At 67.8% G+C, this 23,561-nt stretch carries 23 protein-coding genes; 9 read left to right on the plus strand and 14 right to left on the minus strand.

Annotation, left to right across the window (positions count from 1 at the left end; genetic code table 11):
• Positions 1 to 7 precede the first annotated feature (7 nt).
• The 5 genes from AS181_RS09120 to AS181_RS09140 form a co-directional block, all read right to left on the minus strand.
• Complete coding sequence (locus tag AS181_RS09120) at positions 8 to 826, minus strand: MerR family transcriptional regulator (protein WP_058251269.1); 819 nt, start codon at positions 824 to 826, stop codon at positions 8 to 10.
• 6 nt (positions 827 to 832) lie between these two features.
• Positions 833 to 1,156, minus strand: coding sequence for a DUF2516 family protein (locus AS181_RS09125; RefSeq protein WP_058251270.1), 324 nt, complete (start codon positions 1,154 to 1,156; stop codon positions 833 to 835).
• 68 nt (positions 1,157 to 1,224) lie between these two features.
• Positions 1,225 to 2,412 carry a hypothetical protein gene (locus AS181_RS09130; RefSeq protein ID WP_058251271.1) on the minus strand — a complete coding sequence of 396 codons (1,188 nt, stop codon included), beginning with the start codon at positions 2,410 to 2,412 and terminating at the stop codon, positions 1,225 to 1,227.
• A 3-nt stretch (positions 2,413 to 2,415) separates the two neighbouring features.
• Positions 2,416 to 2,937, minus strand: coding sequence for a helix-turn-helix domain-containing protein (locus AS181_RS09135; RefSeq protein ID WP_058251272.1), 522 nt, complete (start codon positions 2,935 to 2,937; stop codon positions 2,416 to 2,418).
• Positions 2,938 to 3,072: 135 nt separating this feature from the next.
• A complete protein-coding gene (locus AS181_RS09140; RefSeq protein WP_058251273.1) occupies positions 3,073 to 4,413 on the minus strand; it encodes a DUF445 domain-containing protein in 1,341 nt (446 codons plus the stop codon).
• Positions 4,414 to 4,454: 41 nt separating this feature from the next.
• Here AS181_RS09140 and AS181_RS09145 point away from each other — a divergent pair, with 41 nt between their 5' ends.
• From AS181_RS09145 to AS181_RS09155, 3 genes are read left to right on the plus strand one after another with little or no spacing between them, the layout of a single operon-like run.
• Positions 4,455 to 5,282, plus strand: a complete 828-nt coding sequence (locus AS181_RS09145; RefSeq protein WP_175401099.1) for a TetR/AcrR family transcriptional regulator — start codon at positions 4,455 to 4,457, stop codon at positions 5,280 to 5,282.
• Positions 5,282 to 6,106, plus strand: a complete 825-nt coding sequence (locus AS181_RS09150; RefSeq protein WP_058251275.1) for an SDR family NAD(P)-dependent oxidoreductase — start codon at positions 5,282 to 5,284, stop codon at positions 6,104 to 6,106. Before AS181_RS09145 ends, AS181_RS09150 begins: the two co-directional genes overlap by 1 nt.
• The gene (locus tag AS181_RS09155) at positions 6,103 to 6,954 is read left to right on the plus strand and encodes a PPK2 family polyphosphate kinase (RefSeq protein ID WP_058251276.1); all 852 of its coding nucleotides are present in this window, start codon (positions 6,103 to 6,105) and stop codon (positions 6,952 to 6,954) included. The genes AS181_RS09150 and AS181_RS09155 overlap by 4 nt, the downstream gene beginning before the upstream one ends.
• 195 nt (positions 6,955 to 7,149) lie before the next feature.
• On the opposite strand, the gene AS181_RS09160 is transcribed toward AS181_RS09155, so the two are convergent.
• Positions 7,150 to 8,343 (minus strand): benzoate/H(+) symporter BenE family transporter, encoded by a 1,194-nt coding sequence (locus tag AS181_RS09160; RefSeq protein WP_058251277.1) that lies wholly within the window; start codon positions 8,341 to 8,343, stop codon positions 7,150 to 7,152.
• Positions 8,344 to 8,416: 73 nt separating this feature from the next.
• Between AS181_RS09160 and AS181_RS09165 the strand changes: the two genes are divergently transcribed.
• The gene (locus AS181_RS09165; RefSeq protein WP_058251418.1) at positions 8,417 to 8,941 is read left to right on the plus strand and encodes a helix-turn-helix domain-containing protein; all 525 of its coding nucleotides are present in this window, start codon (positions 8,417 to 8,419) and stop codon (positions 8,939 to 8,941) included.
• Between the two features lie 142 nt (positions 8,942 to 9,083).
• On the plus strand, positions 9,084 to 10,022 hold the full coding sequence (locus tag AS181_RS09170) for a hypothetical protein (RefSeq protein WP_058251278.1): 939 nt from the start codon (positions 9,084 to 9,086) through the stop codon (positions 10,020 to 10,022).
• A 177-nt stretch (positions 10,023 to 10,199) separates the two neighbouring features.
• Here AS181_RS09170 and AS181_RS09175 read toward each other — a convergent pair whose 3' ends face one another.
• From AS181_RS09175 to AS181_RS09190, 4 genes are all read right to left on the minus strand, one after another.
• A complete protein-coding gene (locus AS181_RS09175; protein WP_058251419.1) occupies positions 10,200 to 10,985 on the minus strand; it encodes a hypothetical protein in 786 nt (261 codons plus the stop codon).
• A 288-nt stretch (positions 10,986 to 11,273) separates the two neighbouring features.
• Positions 11,274 to 12,140 (minus strand): 3-hydroxybutyryl-CoA dehydrogenase, encoded by an 867-nt coding sequence (locus tag AS181_RS09180; RefSeq protein ID WP_058251279.1) that lies wholly within the window; start codon positions 12,138 to 12,140, stop codon positions 11,274 to 11,276.
• A gap of 162 nt (positions 12,141 to 12,302) precedes the next feature.
• Positions 12,303 to 13,598 carry an isocitrate lyase gene (gene aceA, locus AS181_RS09185; RefSeq protein WP_058251280.1) on the minus strand — a complete coding sequence of 432 codons (1,296 nt, stop codon included), beginning with the start codon at positions 13,596 to 13,598 and terminating at the stop codon, positions 12,303 to 12,305.
• 467 nt (positions 13,599 to 14,065) lie between these two features.
• Complete coding sequence (locus tag AS181_RS09190; protein WP_058251420.1) at positions 14,066 to 14,836, minus strand: hypothetical protein; 771 nt, start codon at positions 14,834 to 14,836, stop codon at positions 14,066 to 14,068.
• Positions 14,837 to 14,896: 60 nt separating this feature from the next.
• On the opposite strand from AS181_RS09190, the gene ramB reads away from it, so the two are divergent.
• Positions 14,897 to 16,339: an acetate metabolism transcriptional regulator RamB gene (gene ramB, locus AS181_RS09195; RefSeq protein WP_058251281.1), complete on the plus strand. Its 1,443-nt coding sequence runs from the start codon at positions 14,897 to 14,899 to the stop codon at positions 16,337 to 16,339.
• Between the two features lie 68 nt (positions 16,340 to 16,407).
• Here ramB and AS181_RS09200 read toward each other — a convergent pair whose 3' ends face one another.
• Positions 16,408 to 17,820 (minus strand): lipase family protein, encoded by a 1,413-nt coding sequence (locus tag AS181_RS09200; RefSeq protein ID WP_078111701.1) that lies wholly within the window; start codon positions 17,818 to 17,820, stop codon positions 16,408 to 16,410.
• 296 nt (positions 17,821 to 18,116) lie between these two features.
• Between AS181_RS09200 and AS181_RS09205 the strand changes: the two genes are divergently transcribed.
• Positions 18,117 to 19,523, plus strand: coding sequence for a lipase family protein (locus AS181_RS09205; RefSeq protein ID WP_078111702.1), 1,407 nt, complete (start codon positions 18,117 to 18,119; stop codon positions 19,521 to 19,523).
• A gap of 20 nt (positions 19,524 to 19,543) precedes the next feature.
• Here AS181_RS09205 and AS181_RS09210 read toward each other — a convergent pair whose 3' ends face one another.
• On the minus strand, positions 19,544 to 20,008 hold the full coding sequence (locus AS181_RS09210; protein ID WP_058251282.1) for a MaoC family dehydratase: 465 nt from the start codon (positions 20,006 to 20,008) through the stop codon (positions 19,544 to 19,546).
• 25 nt (positions 20,009 to 20,033) lie between these two features.
• On the opposite strand from AS181_RS09210, the gene AS181_RS09215 reads away from it, so the two are divergent.
• The gene (locus tag AS181_RS09215) at positions 20,034 to 20,570 is read left to right on the plus strand and encodes a carboxymuconolactone decarboxylase family protein (RefSeq protein ID WP_058251283.1); all 537 of its coding nucleotides are present in this window, start codon (positions 20,034 to 20,036) and stop codon (positions 20,568 to 20,570) included.
• 1 nt (position 20,571) lies between these two features.
• Positions 20,572 to 21,216, plus strand: a complete 645-nt coding sequence (locus AS181_RS09220) for a class I SAM-dependent methyltransferase (protein WP_058251284.1) — start codon at positions 20,572 to 20,574, stop codon at positions 21,214 to 21,216.
• A gap of 15 nt (positions 21,217 to 21,231) precedes the next feature.
• Here the strand turns inward: AS181_RS09220 and AS181_RS09225 are convergent, their stop codons facing one another.
• Both AS181_RS09225 and lpdA read right to left on the minus strand, forming a co-directional pair.
• On the minus strand, positions 21,232 to 22,116 hold the full coding sequence (locus tag AS181_RS09225; protein ID WP_058251285.1) for a DNA-3-methyladenine glycosylase family protein: 885 nt from the start codon (positions 22,114 to 22,116) through the stop codon (positions 21,232 to 21,234).
• 4 nt (positions 22,117 to 22,120) lie between these two features.
• Positions 22,121 to 23,506, minus strand: coding sequence for a dihydrolipoyl dehydrogenase (lpdA, locus tag AS181_RS09230; protein ID WP_058251286.1), 1,386 nt, complete (start codon positions 23,504 to 23,506; stop codon positions 22,121 to 22,123).
• Between the last annotated feature and the right edge of the window lie 55 nt (positions 23,507 to 23,561).

Genomic DNA, 23,561 nt, shown 5'->3' on the forward strand with positions numbered 1-23,561 from the left:
ATCCGGCTCAGCGCCCCGTCTCGGGGTTCAATGTACCAACGTCCGTTGTCTCATAGTCCGCCTGTGCCGGCTCCGACTCCTCGCCGGCGGGCAGGACCGGCGGGGGCACCTCGGCGTCGAAGTAGGTCGCCGCCTCCCCGATCGCCTTGGAGATCTGCTCGTCGAGCGCCTTGCGGAACGTCGTCTCGACGATCTCGTGGGCGATGGGCCGAACCGTCTGGATGAGGTCGGCCATCTCGCTGACGCCGGCCTCGCCCAGGTCGGGGAGGTTCTCGTCGAAGTACTTGTCGGTGATGATCGAGACGAAGCTGGTGGCGACATCTTCGAGGTCTTCCTGGACGCGGACCCACCGGTCGAGCAGGACATCGATGTCGACCCCGCTCTTGACCAGGATCTCGGCCCCCTCGAGCAATTCCGGGTTGCGAATCGCGTAGTGCGCGCCGTCCTTCGCCAGCAGTCCGAGCTTCTGGCTGAGCGCGATCGACCGGTCGCTGGCGTTCAGCGTCTTGCGCAACTCGGTGATGGTGATCGTCGCCGCGCGCTTGAAGTTGCGGAACCGGCCGCCCTTCGGTGTGCCGCGCAGGATCTGCTCCACCCGCATGCCGTGATGCGCCGCGTGCAGCAGCTCACTGATGGTGGCGAAGGTGTAACCGCGCTCGAGCATGCGCGAGATCAGGTTCAGCCGGACGAGGTGCTGGTCGGAATACCAACCGGCGCGTCCGCGAATGGTGGGCGGCGGCAACAGTCCGCGGTCCTGATAGACCCGGATGTTGCGAACGCTGACCCCGGATGCCTCCGCCAGGTCGTTGATCCGATACTCCGCCACGATGCGTCAGGCCCTTTTGCTGAACCAGGACTTGCCCTGGATGTCGTCGACCCGTTTGCGTACGTCGACGAGGTAGACGAGCATCGCGACCACTCCGATGATGCCCAGGAAGTTCACCGCACCGAAGAACCAGATGAACAGGGTCGCGGCGGCGAGGATCGAGACCCAGATGACCTTGCTCTGCCGATCCACCGCCGGGAAGGCGTCGGGCCGCTGGATGGCGGCGTGGATGAGCGCGACGGTCGAGGCGATGCCCGCGACCACCGTGAGCGTCAGCATGATCAGACTCTGGCCGTAGGCCATTACGCTGAAGAAGTCCACGTCGAACACTGTAGTCGCGCGAGTGCCGTTTGCTGCGACACCCTACGACGCGGTGCGGTCACCCGGCCCGTCGACGATCATTCGGCGCCGGGTGACGCCTTCTTCGCCGGGGCCTTCTCGGCAGCAGCCTTCTTGGCCGGGGTCTGCTTCGCGGCGGCCTTTTTCGCCGGGGTCTTCTTGGCCGCGGTCTGTGTGGTCGCAGCCTTCTTCGCCGGAGCCTTCTTCGCCGGGGTCTTCTTGGCCGGTGCCTTCTTGGCGGCGGTCTTCGCGGCAGCCCGCTCGGCCGGGCCCTTGACGGCGGCGGCCTTCTTGGCGGGCGCCTTGGCCGGCGCCGCCTTCTTCGTCGCCGACTTCTTCGCCGGAGCGCTCTTGGCCTGCGTCTTCTTGGCCGGCGCACTCTTGGCCGGGACCTTGGTCGCCGAAGTCTTTGTCGCCGGGGCCTTCTTCGCCACTTCTTTCGCCGGCGATGCCTTCTTCGCCGCTTCCTTGGCCGGCGCCGTCGTGACCGCGGCTTTCTCGGCGGGTGCCGCCTTCTTCGCCGGTGCCGCCTTCGTCGCGGCCTTCGCCGGCGGAACGATGTCGCCTTCCGACTTCACCGGCGGCTCGATGCGTGGCTTCTCGTCGCGGGGCGCATCGTCGGCCCGGTTCGCCAGCTTCAGCGCACGTTCGCCGACCGCCCGCGTCTGCTCGGAGATCGTTCCGAGCGCGTCTTCGGTGAGACCGACGGCGTCGTTGTACACCTTCTCGAGCTTCGGCAGGTTCTCGCCGACGAGCGGTTGTGACTTGAGCTTCTCCACCGCCTCGTCGCGTCGTTCCGCCAGCGCGGTCAGCAGTCCCGCGGCCACCGCGAGGTACGCCTCGGCCACCTTGCGCAGTTCCTCCGGGGAGAACCGCGCCTTCAGATCCTCGATCTCGGCGGGCAATTCGACCGGCAGCGCCGACAGTTTGGTCCTCGCCTCCTCGAAGATGGCCAGTGCCGTGGCGAGCGCCTCGTCGATCCGGGCCTGGGCGTCGTCCCGCGAACCGGTGATCCGCGCCTCGAGCCTGGACTGTGTCGAACCGACCGTCTCGACCAGCTTCGACTGGGTGTTCTCGACGGTCTCGGCGATCTTGGATTGCGCGTCGGCGACCTTCGCCTGGGTCGACCCGACGGTCTCGACGAGCTTCGATTGGGCTTGCTCGCTCGCGGCCTCGCCGCGCTCACGCACGTCTGCGAGCAAGGCAGCCACCTGCCCCACGGCTGTGGTCAACGGGTTCTCGCTCATCAACTACTCCTTGCCGGTCGACTCGATCGTGTTCTCTTTCCGGAACGACTCGTAGATCTCCAGCAACATCTGCTTCTGACGTTCGTTGATGGAGTCATCTGCGATGAGAGCATCACGGACCGGGCTCGCGGGCCGTTCTTCGAGTATCCCCGCCCGCACGTACAGGACCTCGGCCGACACGCGGAGACCCTTGGCGATCTGGGCGAGCACTTCCGCCGACGGTTTCCGCAGGCCGCGTTCGATCTGGCTCAGGTAGGGGTTGCTCACGCCCGCCCGCTCGGCGAGCTGGCGCAGCGAGACCTTGCCCGCGACCCGCTGGGACCGGATGAACGCACCGATGTCCTGAGCCGCGTTGGCGACGGCCTCGACCGCCTCCACCGCGATGGGGGTCGTCGAATCCGGGTCGTCACCGGCCACCTCGACGCCGGAAACGCGGTCAGCAGTAGAGCTTTCACCCGGTGCGGCGCAGTCGGCGACCGAGGCGTGGTCCGCGTCCTGGGACGCTTCATCCTTCTCGGACTGCATCAGCGCTCCGTTCTCATGGTGGGGCCCGACGTTCGGCGATGTGTCCGACTTTCGGCCCGTTCTCCCAGTATCAACACCAGTGCTAGCCCGTGCAAGCACACAGCAAACTCCCGGTTCGACGCCGCGGACGATGCGTCAGGAGAAGATCAGCACCGAGGTGGAGTAGATGACGAGCCCGGCGAGTGCGCCGACGACGGTGCCGTTGATCCGGATGAACTGCAGGTCGCGGCCGACCTGTAGTTCGATCTTGCGACTCGTGTCATCGGCATCCCAGCCGCGCACGGTCTCGGTGATGACCGAGATGATCTCCTGTGAGTAGTTCGCGGCGACGTGGTGCGCGACCCGCGCCACCCAGCCGTTCATCTTCTCCTGCAGCGGCCGGTCGTCGCGGACACGTTCCGCGAGTTGGATGATGGAGTCCGACAACGTGTTCCGCAGCGTGCTGTTCGGGTCCGACAGCATCTCCTCGATGACGGCCTTGCCGGTCTGCCACGCCGTCGACGCGGCACCGGTCACCTCGTCGCGCCCGACCAGTTCGAGCTTGAGAGCCTCGAACTTGGCGATCATCTCGGGGTCGTGCTGCAGATCATCGGCGAACTTCTCCACGAATTCGTGCATGGCACGCCGCAATTCGTGATCGGGATCCACTCGCACCTTGTAGGTGAAGTCGACGAGCTCGCGATAGATCCGGTCCCCCACCAGACTGTTGACGAACTTAGGCGTCCACTGGGGTCCGTCCCGGTCCACGACCCGATCGATCAGATCCTGGCTGCCGACCGCCCATTCATGAGCCCGGTCACACAGCAGCTGGAACACCGGCTCGAGACGATCCTCGGCGATCAGCTGTTCGAGGATGCGGCCGGTGGGCGGCGCCCACTGGGGTTCGGCCGCCCACTTCAGAGCGGCCTGGATGAGTTGTTCGACGTCCTCGTCGCGCAGCATCTCCGCGGCGAGCTTGATCGCGCGGGCTGCTTCGCCACTCACCCGCGGCGCGTTGCGCGGGTCGGCGACCCACGTCGACAACCGTCGGGGCAGATCCAGCTGCTCGGCTCGGTACACCACCACATCGGGCGTCATGAAGTTCTCTTCGATGAAGCCGCCGAGTTGTTCGCCGATGTCGTCCTTCTTCTTGCGGATCAGGGCCGTGTGCGGGATCGGGATGCCCAGCGGGTGGCGGAACAGGGCGGTCACCGCGAACCAGTCGGCCAGCGCGCCGACCATCCCGGCTTCGGAGGCCGCGCGGACGTAGCCGACCCAGGCCGCGACGTCGGCGCCGTCGCGATGCTCGAGGTAGCGGGTGAACAGATACACGATCGCGGCGAAGACCAGGAAGCCGGTGGCCACCGCTTTCATCTTGCGAAGGTCCCTGCGTCTGCCCTCGTCGCCGGCGCTGTTCCCGCCGAATCCGGGCGCGGACGCCGTGGCCGGCGGACCGTCGTGCTGACCGGCGACTCCTGGGATGACTGTCGATGCCATGGAACCAGTGTCACCCATCGAGCGACTACGCTGGCTGCGTGATGGCCAACCGCCCGAATCCCGCCGCGGCCGCGCGCGCCGCAGTGGCGGCCGCGGCCAACGTGACGCGCGGGCTGGAACAGGTCCTGACGACGGTCACCGAGTCGGTCGCCGAGACCGGCGCCAAACCCGACGGTCGCAAACAGCGGTGGGAGAAGCACAAGCTCGCCCGACGCACCGAACTCACCGACGGTGTCATCGCCGCGGTCCGTGAACTGGGCGCCGACGTCGGCATGGACGAGATCGCCGCCCACATCGGCGTCTCCAAGACCGTCCTGTACCGCTACTTCGCCGACAAGAGCGACCTCGGCGTCGCGACGACGGTGCGGTTCTTCGAGACGACGATCTATCCGCGGCTGACCGAGGCGATCGCCGACGATCTCGACGAGTACACGCTCACCCACACCATCATCGGGGTGTACGTGCACGCCGTCGACGACGAACCGCAGCTGTACCGGTTCGCCCTGGCCAGTTCACCCACCTCGTCCCCGGCGCCCGCCGATTCGGTGCGACTTGTCACCCAGTTGGTGATGGGGAACATCCAGCTGCGGATGGCCGAACGCGGCGCGGACACCACCGGCGCCGAGCTCTGGTCGCACGCGCTCGTGGGCGGTATCCAGCACGTCGTGGACTGGTGGATGACCAAACGCACCCTCAGCGCCGACGAAGTCGTGGATTATCTGACCATGATGGTCTGGAGCGCGGTCGTGGGTGTCTGGCAGGTCAACGGGTCCCGGGAGAAGTTCCTGGCGGCGCCGCCTGCGCTCTTCGATCCCCCACCCGCCGACCCCTTGCCCGCCGATCCCGCCTCCGGGACCCCCGGCGCCTGATGACGCGCGTCGCTCTCGTCACCGGCGGCAGTCGCGGCGTCGGGTACGGCATCGCTCGTGCGCTCATCGACGACGGGTGGACGACGTATGTCACGTCGCGACAGGGAACCGGCCCCGACGGCGCTCGCGCGTTGCCCTGCGATCACACCGACGACGCCGCGGTGGCCGCGGTGTTCGACGAGATCGCCACCGGCGCAGGCGGTCTGGATCTTCTCGTCAACAACGCGTGGGCCGCGCCGAAGGGTTTCGGCGGGTTCTCCGACCCGTTCTGGAAGCGACCGGTCGACGACTGGGACACCCTGATCGGCGTCGGACTGCGAGCGCATTACGTGGCCTCGGTGCACGCGGCCCGGCTCATGACCGACGCCGGCCGCGGTCTCATCGTCAACATCTCGTCGTTCGGCTCGCGCGGTCATCTGCACTCGGTCCTGTACGGGATGAGCAAGACCGCCCTGGACAAGATGGCCGCGGACATGGCGGTGGAGCTGCGGGGCACCGGCGTCAGCTCGATCTCGTTGTGGCTCGGCCTGATCCGCACCGAGCTGTTGCTGTCGCTGGGCGTCGACGAATTCGCCGGTTTCTCGCTCGCCCGCGCGGAGGACCCCGAGTTCGTCGGCCGGGTCATCTCCCGGCTGGCGGGCGATCCCGGGCTGTCCGACCTCAGCGGCCGCACGCTCGTCACCGCCGAACTCGGTTCCGCCTATGGGATCGTGAACAACGATGGCACGCCGCCGGATTCACACCGCACGGCGTTCGGTGGCGGGCCGCTGTTCCCACCCCCGGCCGATCCGGCGCCCGCATCCGACCCCGAGAGGACCCCATGACCGCTGGTTGGACCACTCCCGCCGCCGATGCCCTGCGCGTCGGGGCCATCGGGCCGATCGCGTCGTTCGACCCGGAGACGACGCCGGGCTTCGACGGCGACAAGGCCTCCGGCACGGAGTTGCTCGCGCAGCGCGGCGAGGTTCTCGCCGATCTCCAGGAGTTGTTGTACGCCAACGGGCGGGCCGGTGACCACCGCTCGGTTCTGCTCGTGCTGCAGGGCATGGACACCGCCGGCAAGGGCGGCATCGTGCGCCACGTGGGCGGGATGATGGACCCTCAGGGTCTGTCGATCAAAGGGTTCGGCAAACCCACCAAAGAGGAGTTGCAGCACGACTTCCTGTGGCGTATCCACCGCGCCCTGCCGCCCGCGGGCCGGATCGGGATCTTCGACCGGTCGCACTACGAGGACGTCCTCCCCGTCCGGGTGCACAACCTCGTCCCGCAGTCGGTGTGGGAGAAACGCTACGACCTGATCAACCAGTTCGAGTCCGAACTCGTCGCCGGCGGGACCACCGTCGTCAAGTGTTGCCTCGTGGTGTCGAAGGACGAGCAGAAGAGCCGCCTCGCCGCGCGCCTCGAAAGACCGGACAAGTACTGGAAGTACAACCCGGGCGATGTCGACGAACGCGGCCACTGGGATGACTACCTCGAGGCGTATCAGGCCATCTTCGACCTGACCGATCGTGACTCCGCGCCGTGGTTCGTCATCCCGTCGAACCGCAAGTGGTTCGCGCGCCTCGCGGTGTGCGAACTACTCATCGACGCGCTCACTCGCCTCGACCTCGACTGGCCTGCCGCCGATTTCGACGTCGAGGCCGAGAAGAGACGACTCGCCGCCGCGGACTGAATTTCCGCTCCCCAATCCGAAAGAGCCGCACACCAAGTGGTCCCTGATCCGAAAGAGCCACACACTTATTGGTCCCTGAGGTGCGAGCGAAGCGAGCCACGAAGGGTCTTCGCAACTCGCCTCGCCAGGCCCTTCGTGGCTCGTCGCTTGCGCTCCTCGCACCTCAGGGACCAGGGGTTATGCGGTTCTTTCGGATCAGGGAGCAGGAACCGGGCGCCGACTGAGCACCCCGTGCGCCGCCAGCCCGACGACAAGCGCCCAGAACGCGCCACCGATCCCCCCGAAGGTGACGCCCGCGGCCGCGGTCACGAACGCCAGTGCCGCGGGAATGCGGAACTCCGGCTTCTCGAACGCCCCCATGATCGCGGCCACGAACGTGGCCAGGAGCGCAAGTCCCGCAACGGCTTCGAGCAGTCCGTCCGGCGCGATCGCCGTGACGACGACCAGCGCACCCGACAGCACCGCTAGTACGAGGCTCGTCGACCCCGTCGCCACACCGGCGATCCATCGCCGTGATCGGTCGGCGCCCGCCTCCGGACCCGCGGCCAGTGCCGCGGACAGAGCCGCGAGGTTGATGGCGTGTCCGCCAAGCGGCGCTCCGAGTACGGTTCCCGTGCCGGTCACGAACATCGCCGGACGCCAGGGCGTCTCATAGCCGAAGGACTTGAGCACGGCCACCCCGGGAACGTTCTGCGAGGCCATGGTGACGATGTAGAGCGGGACCGCCAGTCCGACGATCGCCGTCGCGTCGAAAGTCGGTGTCGTCCAGACCAACTGCGGCCACCACGTCTCACCCTCCCAGCCGTCGTATCCGTCGACGGCGAGGTTCACCCCGATCACGACCAGCGCGGTGACCAAGGCCAGTGGCAGCGCCCACCGGGGCAGCCACCGCATTGCGAGGAGCCACACGACGAGGATCGGAAGTGTCGACCACGGTTGTGCGGCCAGCGACGTCATCGGCGCGAGGCAGAGGGTGAGCAGCACGCCGGCCAGCATGGCCTGGGCGATCGGCGTCGGAATCCGGCCGATGAGTTCGCCGAGTGCGGGGACCAGTCCGGTCGCGAGGATCAGCAACCCCACCACCAGGAACGCCCCGACCGCCGCCGCCCACCCGGCGTCGTAGGACGCACCCGCCGACACGAGGAGTGCCGCGCCCGGGGTCGACCACGCCAGTGTCACCGGTCGGCGGGTGCGCAGCGACAGCGCAATCGATCCGAGTCCGAACAGAATCGTCAGCACGAGCAGACCCGACGCGGCTTGTGCCGGACTGGCGCCCACGGCCCGCAAGCCGGTGACCACCACGACGAACGACGAGGTGAAACCGACCAGGGAAGTGACGACTCCGGCGATGATCGGCTCACTGCGAGCCCGCGGCGCGGGACTGGTCATGTCGCGAGCATAGCGGTATCGTTCCGTAAACAGAACAGTGGATGTCGGCAGCGACGCGAACGAGACGAGGACGATGACACCCGGCGAGGATCGACGACGCGCGGTCGGGGCCCGGATCTCCGCCATCCGAAAGCAGCGGGGCCTGAGCTTGTCAGGCCTCGCCCGGGAAGCGCGGATCGGCAAGGGTTCGTTGTCCGAACTCGAAGGTGGACAACGAAATCCGACCCTCGACACGCTGTACGCCATTGCCGGTCCGCTCGGCGTGCCGCTGTCCGCCCTCCTGGGCGAGGAATCCGGAGTCGAGGGCGCCGGCCCCCACCTCGCCGCCCGGGTGCTGCACGTCGAGCATCACGACGACGGCTCGGTCACCGAGGTCTTCTGGTTGCGCGTCAGCCCGGGCGGGACCAGGGAGTCGCCCGCGCACGGGCCCGGCGTCGTCGAGCACGTACATGTCGTCAGCGGCCATCTCCGGGCCGGTCGCGCCGGCGAGGAACGCGCGGCGGGGCCGGGCGAATCCCTGCACTGGCTGTCCGATGTTGCGCACACCTACCGCAGCGACGACGGCGCGCTCGCGGTCCTCACCATCCGGACGCCCTGACCGGCGCCGTCGCGGAGTCTCGCTCCAGCGGTGCTGTTTCCGTCCCGCTGATCGGATCTCATCAGCGGGACGGAAGCGGGACCGCGGGAAGGTTGGGGAAAACCCGATGGAGCCGAGACGCCCTCCGCTGCGTCGAATAGAGATGACCAGCTACCCACTGGACCGCTACGGTCTGATCCGTCGCGGCGCCGCACTCGATGCGGCCTTCTCCGACAACCTGCTTGCTGCAGCGGTATCCGCCGGGGACCTGATCCGGCTCATCCCCGGCGTCTACGTGCCGGCATCCGACGACTTCGCCGGGCACGAAGGCGACCAGGAGTTGCACCGCCTCAAGTCTGTCGCGATCGCCACGTCACAGCCGGCGAGCGCACCACAGTTGCCACTGAGTCACGTCTCGGCCGCCGCGGTGCTCGGCATTCCGCTGCTGAAGCCCGCCACCGAACGCGTTCACGTCACCAACGGCAAGAAGGCCGGCGGATTCATCGCGACGCATCGTCACGTTCACGCCGCCGCCCTGACGGCAGACGAGCTCGCCGTCGTCGACGGAATACCCGTCACCAGAATCGAGCGAACCGCTGTCGATGTAGCGGCCGGGGGCGACTTCGCACAGGCCCTCACCGCCTTCGACCAGGCACTTCGAGCAGGCGCCGATCGTGAGCTCATGGGCCGGATGCTCGCCTCTCGTCGTCGGCGCGGAGGTCGAGTGGCTCGGCGTGCGCTGGCACTGGCCGATGGGGCGGCCGAAAGCGTCGGCGAATCGTGGAGTCGGGCGCAGATGATCGAGGCCGGCCTGCCTGCTCCACGACTGCAACGCGAGTACTGTGCGCGGAGCGGCGTCTACCGTGTCGACTTCGACTGGGGGGCGAAGCTCGTCGGGGAGTTCGACGGCATGGTCAAATACGGCCGCCTTCGGCCATCAGGGATGACGGTGGCCGACGTCGTGCTGCAGGAGAAGCTGCGCGAGGACGAGATCCGCGCGCTGGGCCCCGTCGTCGTGCGCTGGACCTGGTCGATGCTCGAGGACGGGTCCTTCATCGGCCTGCTCCGGCCATGGCTGGAGAAGTTCGAGTTGATGAGCTGAGTCCCGCGGTCCCATTTCCCTCCCGCTGATCAGATCTCATCAGCGGGACGGAAAGACCACCGCGGGACGGAAACACCACCGCAGGTCAGGGACCTCGTCCCGAGTCGAAGGCGCCCCCCACACACGACAACGCCCCCGCCGGAAGCGGGGGCGTTGCCGAATGCGACTGTGTGCGAGTTACTTCGCGGTGGTCGGCTTCTTGACCGGGGCCTTCTTGGCCGGCGCCTTCTTGGCGGCGGTCTTCTTCACGGCCGGCACCGGGGTGTCCTTGGCCTCGGCGACCTTCTTGGCCGGCGAAGCCTTGGCGGCACGGCCCTTGGCCTCGACAGTGCCTGCGGCGCCGTCGATCTCCTTGGCCGCGTCGTCGGCCTGCTCCTTGACGCTGCTGCCGGCCTCTTCGATCGCGACGGCGACGTCCTCGACCTGCTCGCTCGCACGGCCGGCGAGCTTCGCCGCACGATCACCGACGAGGCGGGTCTGGGTCGACACGACGCCGAGGGCGTCCTCGGTCAGGTCGACGGCGTCGTTGTAGACCTTCTCGGCGCGCGACAGGTTCTCCTGGACGAGCGGCTTGGTGCGCAGGCGCTCGAGGGTGGCCTCGCCGCGCTCGGCGAGCGAGGTGTAGAAGCCGTAGGCCTTCTCGACGTAGGGGTCGGCGAGGCGCTTGAGCTCCTCGGCGGTCAGCTTGCCGCGCAGCTCGTCGAGGTCGCTCGGGACCTCCTCGGACAGCGAGCCGATGCGGGTCTTGGCCTCGTCGAAACGCGTCTGGGCGGTCTCGGGCAGATCCGTGATCAGGGTCTTGGTCTCGGCGTAGCGGGCCTCGAGACGCGACTGGGCGGTCTCGGCAGCAGCCTCGGTGCGCTCACGCAGTTCGGTCAGCTTCTCGGTCACCTGGGCGAAGGCGTAGTCGCCGGCGCCGACGGCGGCATAGAGGGGGGCGTAGTTACGTTCGGTGGTGGTCACAGTGGACTCCTTCGGTCGGGTCACCAATCGCGCTGCAGCACATGCGGTCTCGTTGATCTCGGCGACTTCGCCGGGCGCATGTCGGAACAATCCGTCGCCTGCCGCCTCGAAACGGTCGGTGTTGCAAGCCAATTCGATTCGGCTCACACCGCGCGAGATAAGGGAACCGCGGCGCCATCGGTATTGGTGTTTCCGATAACCAGTATCCACGCTGTGCTAACAAATGCAAGCATCTTGCTAACACTCGTGACACACGTCACCCCAGAGGGCCCGCCGGACCGGCGTCGATCAGGCGTACCGGTAGAAGCCGTGGTCGGCCTTCTTGCCCAGTCGCCCCGCCTCGACCATGCGCAAGAGCAGCGGAGGCGGTGCGTAGAGCGGCTCCTTGAACTCCTCGTACATCCGGTCGGCGATGGCCTTGATCGTGTCGAGTCCGACCAGATCGGCCAGCTTGAGGGGACCCATCGGGTGCGCACACCCGAGGACCATGGCCTTGTCGATGTCGTCGACGGTCGCGACACCGCTCTCCACCATCCTGATGGATGAGAGCAGATACGGGATCAGCAAAGCGTTCACGACGAATCCGGATCGATCGGCCGACCGGACCACCTGCTTGCCCAACACGTCGTGGGCGAAGGTCTCGGCGCGCTCGACGATCTCCGGAGCGGTCGTCAGGGTGGTGACGAGTTCGACCAGCGGGAGAACCGGTACGGGGTTGAAGAAGTGCATGCCGATGACGCGGGCGGTGTTCTGGGTTGCCATGCCCAGCTTCATGATCGGGATGGACGATGTGTTCGACGCCAGGACTGCCCCGGGGTCGGTCACGACCTTGTCCAGTTGGGCGAAGATCTCGGTCTTGACCGCCTCGTCTTCGACGACGGCCTCGCACACGAGGTGGCGATCGGCGAAGTCGCCCAGGTCAGTGGTGAAGCGGAGTCGCATCGACGCCTGGTCGCGTTCGCGTTCGGTCAGTTTGCCGCTCGACACACCGCGATCGAGTGACCGGAGAATCCGGGCGCGACCGGCGACGACGAGTTCTCGGCTGTGCTCGTAGACGAGCACGTCGGCGTGGGCCCGCGCGCACACCTCGGCGATCCCCGCGCCCATCTGTCCTGCCCCCACCACGCCGACGCGGGAGATCTTCTGGTTTGTCATGTCGGCTCCTCGGGTGGAAACGTCCTCGGCAAGAACCGATTTCGCAAGAACATGGGTGACCCTCCGGGCACGCGCCGAGCCCGGGATACGCCAACAGGCGGCCCGCAGCGAAAGCCGCGGACCGCCTGCCTGGTTCGCCTAGATCACGACGGTGGCGAGTTCCTAGTGGAACTGGCCTTCCTCGGTCGAGCCCTTGAGAGCAGCGGTCGAGGTGTTGGGGTCGACGGTGGTGGCGATGTTGTCGAAGTAGCCGGCGCCGACCTCACGCTGGTGCTTGACGGCGGTGAAGCCGCGCTCCTCGGCAGCCTTGAACTCGCGGTTCTGCAGGTCGACGAACGCCGACATCTGCTCGCGGGCGTAGCCGTAGGCCAGGTCGAACATGCCGTAGTTCAGCGAGTGGAAGCCGGCCAGCGTGATGAACTGGAAGGTGAAGCCCATGGCGCCCAGCTCGTTCTGGAACTTCGCGATGGTGCTGTCGTCGAGGTGCTTGCTCCAGTTGAACGACGGGCTGCAGTTGTAGGACAGCAGCTGGTCGGGGTACTCGGCCTTGACGGCCTCGGCGAACTTGCGGGCCAGCTCGAGATCCGGGGTACCGGTCTCCATCCAGATCATGTCGGCGTAGGGCGCGTAGGACTTCGCACGCTCAATACACGGCTCGATGCCGTTCTTCACGTGGTAGTAGCCCTCGGCGGTGCGCTCACCGGTGACGAACTGCTTGTCGCGGTCGTCGACGTCGGAGGTGATCAGCGTCGCGGCCTCGGCATCGGTGCGGGCGATCACGACGGTGGGGACACCGGCGACGTCGGCGGCGAGACGAGCCGAGTTCAGGGTGCGGACGTGCTGCTGGGTGGGGATGAGCACCTTGCCACCGAGGTGGCCGCACTTCTTCTCCGACGCGAGCTGATCTTCCCAGTGGGTACCGGCGGCACCCGCGGCGATCATGGCCTTCTGCAGTTCGTAGACGTTGAGGGCGCCGCCGAAGCCGGCCTCACCGTCGGCCACGATCGGCACGACCCAGTTGTCGACCGAGTTGTCACCCTCGACGCGGGCGATCTCGTCGGCACGCAGCAGCGCGTTGTTGATGCGACGCACGACGCTCGGGACCGAGTTGGCCGGGTAGAGCGACTGGTCGGGGTAGGTGTGGCCGGACAGGTTCGCGTCACCGGCGACCTGCCAACCCGAGAGGTACACGGCCTTCAGGCCGGCGCGGACCTGCTGCACGGCCTGGTTACCGGTGAGAGCGCCCAGGGCGTTGATGTAGCTGCCGTCACCCTTGGTCACGCCGTCCCACAGGATCTCGGCGCCGCGGCGGGCGAGGGTGTGCTCCTCGACGACCGAGCCCTGGAGCTCGGCGACCTGCTCGGCGGTGTAATCGCGCTTGATGCCCTTCCAGCGCGGGTTGGTGTCCCAGTCCTGCTGGATCTCCGCGGCGGTACGGGGCTTTCCGACGTTGCTCATTGGCTGCTTCGCTTTCGTTGTCCTGCTCGTCCCGACCGGGGACCGGATCGGGGCGACGGCCCGGCGCGCCGCCGGAACCTCTCTGCTGACAGACAGCCGATGTCCTCGTCTGGGGTGTGTGATCGCGATCGGCGTCAGTCTCGGCCGAGGTTTGCGAACCCGTCGACGTGGTATCGGTGGTGCCTGCAGCAAGGGTGCCACAACACAAACCCGCAGGTCCAACCCTCGAAGCGTGTAAATATGGGTTATTTTTCGCCACCTGTTTGCAAAGTTTGCAAATATAGTTCTGTGAACGCAGGGTCTACTTCCGCCAAAAAGTACGTCCGTACTGGGATTTTCTACTCACGAGTAGTCGAGCCGATCCGTGGTCTCGGAGGCCCTCGGACCCCGACCTCGACGGCCGGATACCCGAAAGTGATGTCCATCACACCAGTGCGGCACGGTCCGCGGACAGCGGACGGCGGCCGTCAGGGTGTGGTGACGCGCTCGACGGCGGTCTCGAAGAGATCCGCGAACACCGACGGTTCGATCGGCTCCACCGGGATGGCCGGCGGATCGCTCGCACGGGTGGTCGCACCCGACACCGTCAGCTGCATCGTCACCGGCCCGGATGCCGGCCGGTCGAGCACGGCGTACCCGGCGAACCCGATCTGCCGCCGGACACCGCCATCGGGCAGGGTCGTCGTGACGTCGGATCGCGTGAGCAGCATCTGCTCCCCTGGCAGCAACCCGCCGTCGATCTCCGGCTGGGGCAGTTCGGTGTACACCGTGAGCACCCGACTGCCCGCGAGGTTGCCGGTGGTGATCTCCGTCGTGGTCCGAGAGCAGCGGCCGGTCGTGGTGAGCCGGTCGGCGTCGATGTCGCGCGATGCGGTGGTGACCAGTTCGACGAGGGTGCCCGTCGCTCCGTCACGGGCGGCCAGCACCGCCGAGTTGTCGGCGGTCAGCTGGTCGTTGAGCGCGGCGTCGGAGGTGGGCCGGCAGTACTCGGGCGTGACGCGCACCGATCGGGAGGCGTCGATGGCGGCCCGGTTCCCGGCGACGAGATCCACCACCGACAGCGGGGCGGAGGTGTACCCCGGCGGCAGCTGGGCTTCGGACAGCACGAGATCGGCGGGACCGCGGGGAGCCGTCGTTTCCCCCGGGTCGCCCGCGCACCCCGCGAGGCCGAGCGCCACTGCCACGATCGACGCGGCCAGCGCTACCGGCGGGCGGCGTCGGCCGAGGAGGGGTAGCACGCGGTCACCGTACCCTGGGAACGACGCGCGACGCGGCAGCACCTGTCCGGGAGGTGGACGATGAGCAGGACCTACGTGGGCTCGCGGTTGCGCCAGTTGCGTTCCGAGCGCGGCCTGTCGCAGGTTGCCCTCGCGCAGACCCTGTCGATCTCGGCGTCGTACCTGAACCAGATCGAACACGATGCCCGTCCGCTGACCGCGTCGGTGCTGTCCAAGATCACCGAGGCCTTCGGCGTCGACGCCGGGTTCTTCGACAGCCAGGACGATGTCCGGCTGGTCGCCGAGCTGCGTGAGGCGCTGCTCGACGACGACCTCGAGGCCTCCCCCGGCGCACTCGACGCCCAAGGGCTCAGCGCGATGGTCGCGTCGCATCCCGAGATGGCCCAGGCGATGGTGAACCTGCACCGCCGCTACCGGGTCGCCACCGATCAGCTCGCGGCGGCGACCGACGAGCGGGGCGACCGCAGCATGCGGGGCACCATCAGCGCGCCGCACGAGGAGGTGCGGGACTATTTCTACCAGCGCCGCAACTACATTCACGAACTCGATGTCGTCGCCGAGGAGATGACGACCCGGATGCGGATGCACTCCGCCGACATCCGGCGCGAGATCATGAACCGCATCGAGAGCGTCCACGGCATCAGCATCGTGCGCCGCGTCGACCTCGGGGACTACACCCTGCACCGGTTCGACCGCGAGGCCCGGCGTCTGGAGTTCTCCGCGTCGCTCTCGGCAGGTCAGCGGACGTTCAAACTCGCCAGCGAGCTCTGCTATCTCGAGTACCAGGACCTCCTGGACAAACTGGTCGACGAGGCGAACTTCAGCGGTGAGGACGCCCGGGCGCTGGGACTTCTCGGTCTGGCGAACTACTTCGCCGCCGCAGTCGTCCTTCCCTACAGCCAATTCCACGGCGCCGCAGAGGATTTCCGGTACGACATCGAACGCCTCTCGGCCTTCTACGCCGTCTCCTACGAGACGATCTGCCACCGCCTCTCGACGCTGCAGCGGCCCAACCTGCGGGGCATCCCCTGGTCGTTCGTGCGCGTGGACCGAGCCGGGAACATGTCGAAACGTCAGTCCGCCACCGGTTTCCACTTCTCGTCCAGTGGCGGCACCTGTCCGCTGTGGAACGTCTACGAGACATTCGCCTACCCCGGCAAGATCATCACCCAGATCGCCGAGATGCCCGACGGCCGGAACTACTTCTGGGTTGCGCGCACCGTCGAACGCCGCGCCACCCGCTACGGACAGCCCGGCAAGACCTTCGCGATCGGCATGGGATGCGAACTGCGCCACGCCGCGCGGGTGATCTACTCCGACGGTCTGGAGATCGGACCGCAGGCGCATGTCACCCCGATCGGCGCCGGTTGCCGGGTGTGCGAGCGGACCAACTGCGCCCAGCGCGCGTTCCCCGCGGTCGGAGCGTCACTTCGCATCGACGAACACACCAGCAGCGTCTCGCCGTACATGAGCCTCACCGAAACGCGCCCCGCCGCGCCCTGATCCACCCCCCTCTGCTCCCTGAGGTGCGAGGAGCGATAGCGACGAGCCACGAAGGGCCGCAGCACAACTCATCGACACTCGTCCCGAGCGGGCACTCCGCGCAGACGTTCGTCGAGCCAGGTCGCGGTGTCCGGGAACCCGACCGCAGCCGCCGTCACGTGTTCGGCCTCGTACTCCCGGTACGTCACCGTCGCACCGAGATCGCACTGCTGGGCGGCGAGCGCCCGTGCCTGGGTTGCGGGAACCCACCACTCGTAGCGCCCGTGGTAGATCAGCAATGGCATCGACGCCTTCAGATCCGACATGGACGTGACCTCGAAGAGCTCTTCGGCGATCGCGGAGTGGAACGGATCGGGGTCGGTCGACAGGAGCTGCGTCGGCAGGTGAGCGATCCCGAGGTTGCCCATGTCATCGGTGCAGATGTTGCGGATCTCCGACGTCGCAAGCCATCTCGCCAGATGGTTCGACATCTGGAGGACCTCGGGCCGTTCTCGGGCGACGCCGAGCATCGCGGCGTGGAAGACCCCGGACGCGAGGTTCGCGTTCATGGCGCCGGCGAGTGTCCGGTAGTCGGCGGGCACCCCGCCGATGGCCGCCCCCACGAACCGCCCGGCGATGTCGGGCGCATACTTCGCGGCCAGCTTGGCCGCGCCGTGGGTGGCGATCGCCCCGCCGGAGTAGCCGACCATGGCGACCGGTCCGCGGGCGAAGTTCGCCGGGTCGAGAGCGCCGGCCGCGCGCAACGAGTCGAGGATCACGTGGCCCGCGACATACGGCTCGGCGTAGGCCATCCGGGGCCCGGTGTGGTCGGGCACGAGCACCGCATAACCCCGGTCCAACGCGAGCTGGGTGAACGGCGGGATGAGATCGGTCTCGTTCGTGTTGTTGGTGAAACCGTGCGCGTAGGTGAAGCCCGTCGTGCACTTGGTGCCCAGCGCGACGATCGGCGAGTTGTTGACCAGGACGGGGCGGTCTCCCCGCCCGGTCCAGGCCTTGGCCGGCACCAGCAGGGTGGCCGTGCCGAACATCGGGGCACCGTTAGCGTCGGTCGTCCGGAACTTGACCTGCCGCGCCGATCGCAGCGGGACGAAGACCAGGGGCTGTGCCACCCGGGTCACCGACCGCGTGGTCAGGACCTCACCGGGTGTCCGCGCGGCCAGACCGGCCGGCCAGTGGTCGAAGAACCGGTCGCCACTGGGCGACGGCATGATCGCCTCACGCAGTTCTTGCAGTTCATGGGAGGCGCCGGGAATCCGGGACCGTTCCGGGATGCGCGACAGCTTCTCGACCGGCGGCGCCGGGATCAGGCCGTCGACGTCCGCCGGCAACTGTGGCGGGACCGCGGTGAGATTGGGCGGCTCGGCGTCGGCATAACCACTCGTCCCGGTCGGGACCGCGAGGAGCGCCACGGCGGCACACGTCGCCGTCACCGCGACCGCTGCGCGTCGGACCGATCGTCGGAGAACACCCCTGGCCGGCATCGCCAACCTCCCGTCTCACCTCGGCCATCGTCGAGTCGCCCGCCCCCGGCAGCACCTCTGACGACTCGAACCGCGATGACCTCCGCCAATGCTAGTCGGTGACGACGGCCCACGCGGGAGCGACCATCCATGGCGGCACCCATGTAGTCCGGTCGGGTGACACGCGAAACCGCCTATCGCGCCGCACATCACGGTTACATCTCGGCGCGGCGACCATCGATGCGCAACGGGCGTCCGCGCCGGGTCGACTGTCCTAAGGTCACCGACGAAGCGCTCTTCGACGCGGAGGCACCGCCATGACGAGAACCCGGCACGCGCTTCGATGCCGGGCGGTGTGGGCGGCCACCGTGCTGGTGGTCGCCGTGCTGCTGGTGGCCGCCGTCGGCTCGCTGTCCGCCGGACCATCGGCCGCGGACCCGCCGAACATGATGCCGCTGCCGCCGCCCGTCGCAGGCGCCATCGACCGCGCGGTGCCGCCGCCGCCGATTCCTCGACTTCGCACGATCCCGCCTCGTGCGCAGGCTGACGGATTCGACCACCGCGCACTCGAATTGCGCGAAGCGATTCTGCCGTCCCCCACGGGTGACCCGATGTTCGACCGCTGGCCGACCGACCTGGATTCACGCCCGCCGGGAGACGTGATCGCCACCCGCGACGTCACCGCCGCCGCCGGGCCGGTGGTGACGGTACCGCTCCGATCGGCGACGCTGATCAAGTTCCGCAGCACCGATGCCGTCGGGGCGCCGATCTTCGGCACCGCGACCCTGCTGGTCCCGCGTCGAACGGCCAGAGCACCGACGCCGATGCTCGTGAACAACCTGCCGATCGACTCACTCGGCGCCGCCTGCACACCGGGACACACACTCGCGCATGGGTTTTCCATCGCGACGGGCGTCACCGACCTGATCCCGCCGACGACCCAGCTGGCGCTGCAAGAGGGCTATGCGGTGCTCGTGCCCGACCACCAGGGACCCCGGATGGCCTACGCGGAGCCGGTACTCGCCGGGCACGTGATCCTCGACGCCGTCCGCGCGGCCCTCCGCACGCGCCCGGAGTTGTTGCGCCGCAGTCGGATCGCCATGACCGGATACTCGGGCGGTGCCATCGCCACCCACGGAGCGGCGAAACTACTGGGCGAGTACGCACCCGAGCTCACCGACCGTGTCGTCGGCGCGGCTCTCGGCGGCGTCCCGGCCGACTTCCGCATGCTGGTCGGGAGCATGAACGCGAACCTCGCGACCGGCCTGTTCCACGCGGCCACCGTCGGCATCGCGCGCGAGCGCCCGGAGATCCTGGCCCTCGCGAACCGGCCCGCGCGTTGGCTCGCGTCGTCGCCGTTGAAGAACGTGTGCGTGATCCCCGAGGCGGTGGCCGGTGGCACCTTCCTGCCGATGCAGTTGCTCTCGAGTGATCCCGACCCGTTCCGGTCGCCGACCGCCGAGCGGATCTATCGGCTGACCGCGATGGCCGACCGCGCCTCGGTGATCCCGCTGCTGATCTACCACGGGACCCACGAGTGGTGGATACCCGCGGCCGGCGCCCGCGCCCTCTACCGCGAACAGTGCGCCCTCGGTGCGGTCATGGCCTACCGCGAGGTTTTCGGTGAACACGTCAGCGCGGCGCTGCTCGGCTTCCCCGTCGCCCTCGACTGGCTCGACCGCCGGCTACGCGGCGAACCGGCCGTCGACGAGTGCCGCCGCTGAGCGTCGAGGAGCCGCCCTGGTCAGAAGACGAGGACGCGAAGGTTCTCGGCGACGCACGCGGGCTTCGCCTCGCCCTCGATCTCGACGGTGTTGGTGACGACCATGTTCACGCCCTTGGGGGTCTCCTCGATCGAGGTGATCACCGCGTTCGAGCGGATGCGGGCGCCGACCTTCACCGGATTCGGGAAGCGCAGCTTGTTCATGCCGTAGTTCAGGACCAGCTTGGGGCCCTCGACGGTGAAGATCTTCCCCGCGATCATCGGCAGCAGCGACACCGTCAGGTACCCGTGGGCGATGGTCGTCCCGAACGGACCGGACTTCGCACGCTCGGGGTCGACGTGAATCCACTGGTGATCGCCGGTCGCATCGGCGAAGGCGTCGACTCGTTCCTGGGTGATCTCGAGCCACTCGCCCGAGCCGAGGTCCTCGCCGATCGCGGCCTTCAGTTCGTCGACACTGGTGAACGTCCGTGTGGTGTGCGTCATAGTCCGCGTAGTCTACCGTGGGCCCATGGGCACACCTCGCGTTGCACCGGGTGGTTTCCGGGAGCTCGGGCCGGTCAATTTCGTCTTCGCGCGGGGGGCTGCACGCGTCATGGGTGTCGACGACGCGCACATCTTCTCCACCCTCGGGCGCGCGAAGGGGTTGTTCCGCGGCTGGCTCCACTTCAGCAGTCGCCTCATGCCATTCGGCGTGTTGTCGCGCAAGGACTCCGAGATGGTGATCATCCGGGTGGCCCACCTGCGACATTGCGACTACGAACTCGACCATCACCGGCGCCTCGGACGACGCGCCGGGATCACCGCCGACGAGTTCGACCGGATCCTGGCGGGTCCCGACGCCGGGTGGGGTGATCGTGAACGGGCGATCCTGCGGGCCGTCGACGAACTCGTCGAGACCAAGGACGTCTCCGACATCGCATGGCAGGCGCTGTCCCGGCACCTCGACGAGCGCAAACTCATCGGGTTCACCCTGCTCGTCGGTCAATACGACAGCCTCGCGACCACCATCCACACGCTGCGCGTCCAGCGCGACACCCGGTCCTGAGATGGAGTCGATCGCGCAGCGACTGATGCGCAACGAGTACTTCGCCGAGATCTACGAACACATGTGGCGGCCGACCTTCACCCGGCTCTTCAGCCTCGGTGGCCGTTCCACCGCCGACTTCGACCGCGCACTACGCGCCTACCTCGCCCGCCCCGGTGACCGGTTGGTCCTCGATGTCGCCTGCGGCCCCGGCAATTACACACGCGAGATCGCCGACGGACTCACCGGCGACGGTCGCTGCATCGGCATCGACTTCTCCGCGCCGATGCTGGCGCGGGCCGCGCAGACCAACGCGGTGGGGCGGGCCGCGTTCCTGCGGGGTGATGCCCACGCATTGCCGTTCGCCGACAACACCTTCGACGTGGTGACCTGCCTGGCGGCGCTCTATCTGATCCCCGACCCGCTACCGGTCGTCGACGAGCTGGTGCGGGTGACCGCACCAGGTGGCGAGATCGTGGTCTTCACCTCGGTGACGACGCCGCTCACCTCGTTCCCGGGCGTCCGGCCGCTCGCCGGGGCGAGCGGGTACCGGATCTTCGACGACCACGAGATCGTCGAACGCCTCCGACGCGCCGGCCTGGACGACGTCGAGCAGACGATCACTGGCCAGGGGCAGTTCGTGCTGGCGCGCAAGTCGGCGTCGTAGACGGCCCGAGGCGCCTCAGAACTCCCGGTAGTCGCGGACCGTCATCCGCGGCCCCCGCCGTTCGGGCCGGACGCCCCGCCGCGCGACCAGCCTGATGATTCGTTGCCGTTGCCCCGCATAGGGTTCGAGTAGTTCGAGCATGCCCGCGTCGTCGACGGCCTCGCCGATCAACGTGAGTCCCACCAGTTTCGGGATGTGGTAGTCGCCGACGTTGACCACGTCGGGGTCGCCGAGTGACCGCGACAGCGTCTCGGCCTCGGTCCACTGGCCGACACCGCGGAGCACGGTGAGCTTCCGCGCATGACGTTCGACGTCGATGGTGGTGGCGCCGCGAATGGTCCGCATGCGGACCGGTTCGATGCCGCTGCGGTGCCACTCCCAGCTCGGGATGCGCACCCAATCCTGCCGGGCGGGCGGCACACGCATTGTCTCCGGGACCGGTCCGGGCGCGGGAGAGCCGAAGCGGCGCAACAGATATCGCCAGGCACGGAACGCCTCCGCGCCGACGACCTTCTGTTCCAGGATCGCCGGGACGAGCGCCTCCCAGACCCGGTCGGTGCGTGAGAGTCGCAGGCCCTCGGCGCGGCGCACCAGTTCTCGCACAACGGGATCGCGGGGGACGAGGGCGTCGGGATCGTCACGCGCACCGAGGAAATCCGGCATCTGGTCGAGCAACCAGTCCGCGCCGGGACCCCATGCGCGACCGACGACGACGCCGGACCGCACGGCGATCGTCAGGGTGCCCGGTCCGTCGGGGGTGTGCACCGCCCGCCAGACCGAACCGTCCCTGGCGTAGACGAACGCCGGGTCGCCCGCCCCGCGCCGGTGCAGGCCGACCGTGGCCCGCAAATCGAGCGGCCACGGGAGCGTCCACTCCCGGACCCGCTCGTCTGCACTCACACGTCTACAGGTTGATCATGTGCCCGAGAGCGCCGTGGAACGTCTCCTGCAGTGCTTCCGACATGGTCGGGTGCGTGTGCACGTTCCGCGCCAACTCCTTGGCCGTGAGATCCCACTTGTGGGCCAGCGTCATCTCCGGGAGCATCTCGGAGACGTTGTCGCCCACCAGGTGTCCGCCGAGCAGTTCGTCGGTGTCGGCATTGGTGACGAGCTTGGCGAAGCCCGCGGTCTCGCCGAGCCCCTGGGCCTTGCCGTTGGCCGAGAACGGGAACGTGGTCGCCTTGACGTTGTAACCCTCGTCCTTGGCCTGCGCCTCGGTGAGGCCGAACGATGCGACCTGCGGCTGACAGAAGGTGGCGCGCGGCATGAACCGGTAGTCACCGAGGGTCATGGTCTCGACGCCGGCGATGGTCTCGGCGGCCACCACGCCCTGTGCCTCGGCGACGTGCGCGAGCTGCAGTTTGGCGGTGACGTCGCCGATCGCGTAGATGCCGTCGACGTTGGTGCGCATGTAGTCGTCGATCGCGATGGCGCCGCGGTCGGTGAGCTGGACACCGGTCTTGTCGAGGCCGAAGCCCTCGACGCGCGGGGCGAATCCGACGGACATCAGGACCTTGTCGACGGTGAGCTCACCCTCTTTGTCCTTGGCGTCGGTGTAGGCGACGGTGACGCTGTCACCGTTGTCGGTCACCTTCTGGACCCGGGTGGAGGTCAGCAGCTTGATGCCGAGCTTCTTGTACTCCTTGGCGAGGGCCTTCGAGGAGTCGGCGTCCTCGTTGGGGAGCACGCGATCGAGGAACTCGACGATCGTGACGTCGACGCCGTAGTTGGCCATGACGTAACCGAACTCCATACCGATGGCGCCCGCACCGACGATGACGATGGACTCGGGCAGCTCACGGGTCAGGATCTGCTCTTCGTAGGTGACCACGTTCTCCGACAGTTCGACGCCGGGGAGCAGCTTGACGGTCGACCCGGTGTCGATGATGACGTTGTCGAACGTGATCTCCCGATCGCCCACCTTGATGGTCTTGGCGTCGGTGAACACCCCGTAACCGTCGATCTCGGTGATCTTGTTCTTCTTCATCAGGTAGTGGACGCCCTTGACGATGCCGTCCGAGACCTTGCGGCTGCGGTCGAATGCCGCGCCGAAGTCGAAGGACACGTCCCCACTCATGCCGAAGGTCTTGGCCTGATGGTTGAAGATGTGTGCGAGCTCCGCATTGCGCAGCAGAGCCTTGGACGGGATACATCCGACGTTCAGACACACACCGCCCCAGTACTTCTCCTCGATGACGGCGGTTTTCATGCCCAGTTGAGCCGACCGGATCGCGGCTACGTACCCACCTGGACCTGCACCCAATACAACTGTTTGAAAGTGTTCAGCCACGACTGCCAGCCTACGTCGCGCCCGACCGTCGCCGCAGAGTGTCCCACTACTCGCC

Origin of the sequence: Gordonia sp. SGD-V-85, from assembly GCF_001456905.1 — a bacterium.
In the GTDB taxonomy this organism is placed as follows: Bacteria; Actinomycetota; Actinomycetes; order Mycobacteriales; family Mycobacteriaceae; genus Gordonia; species Gordonia hongkongensis.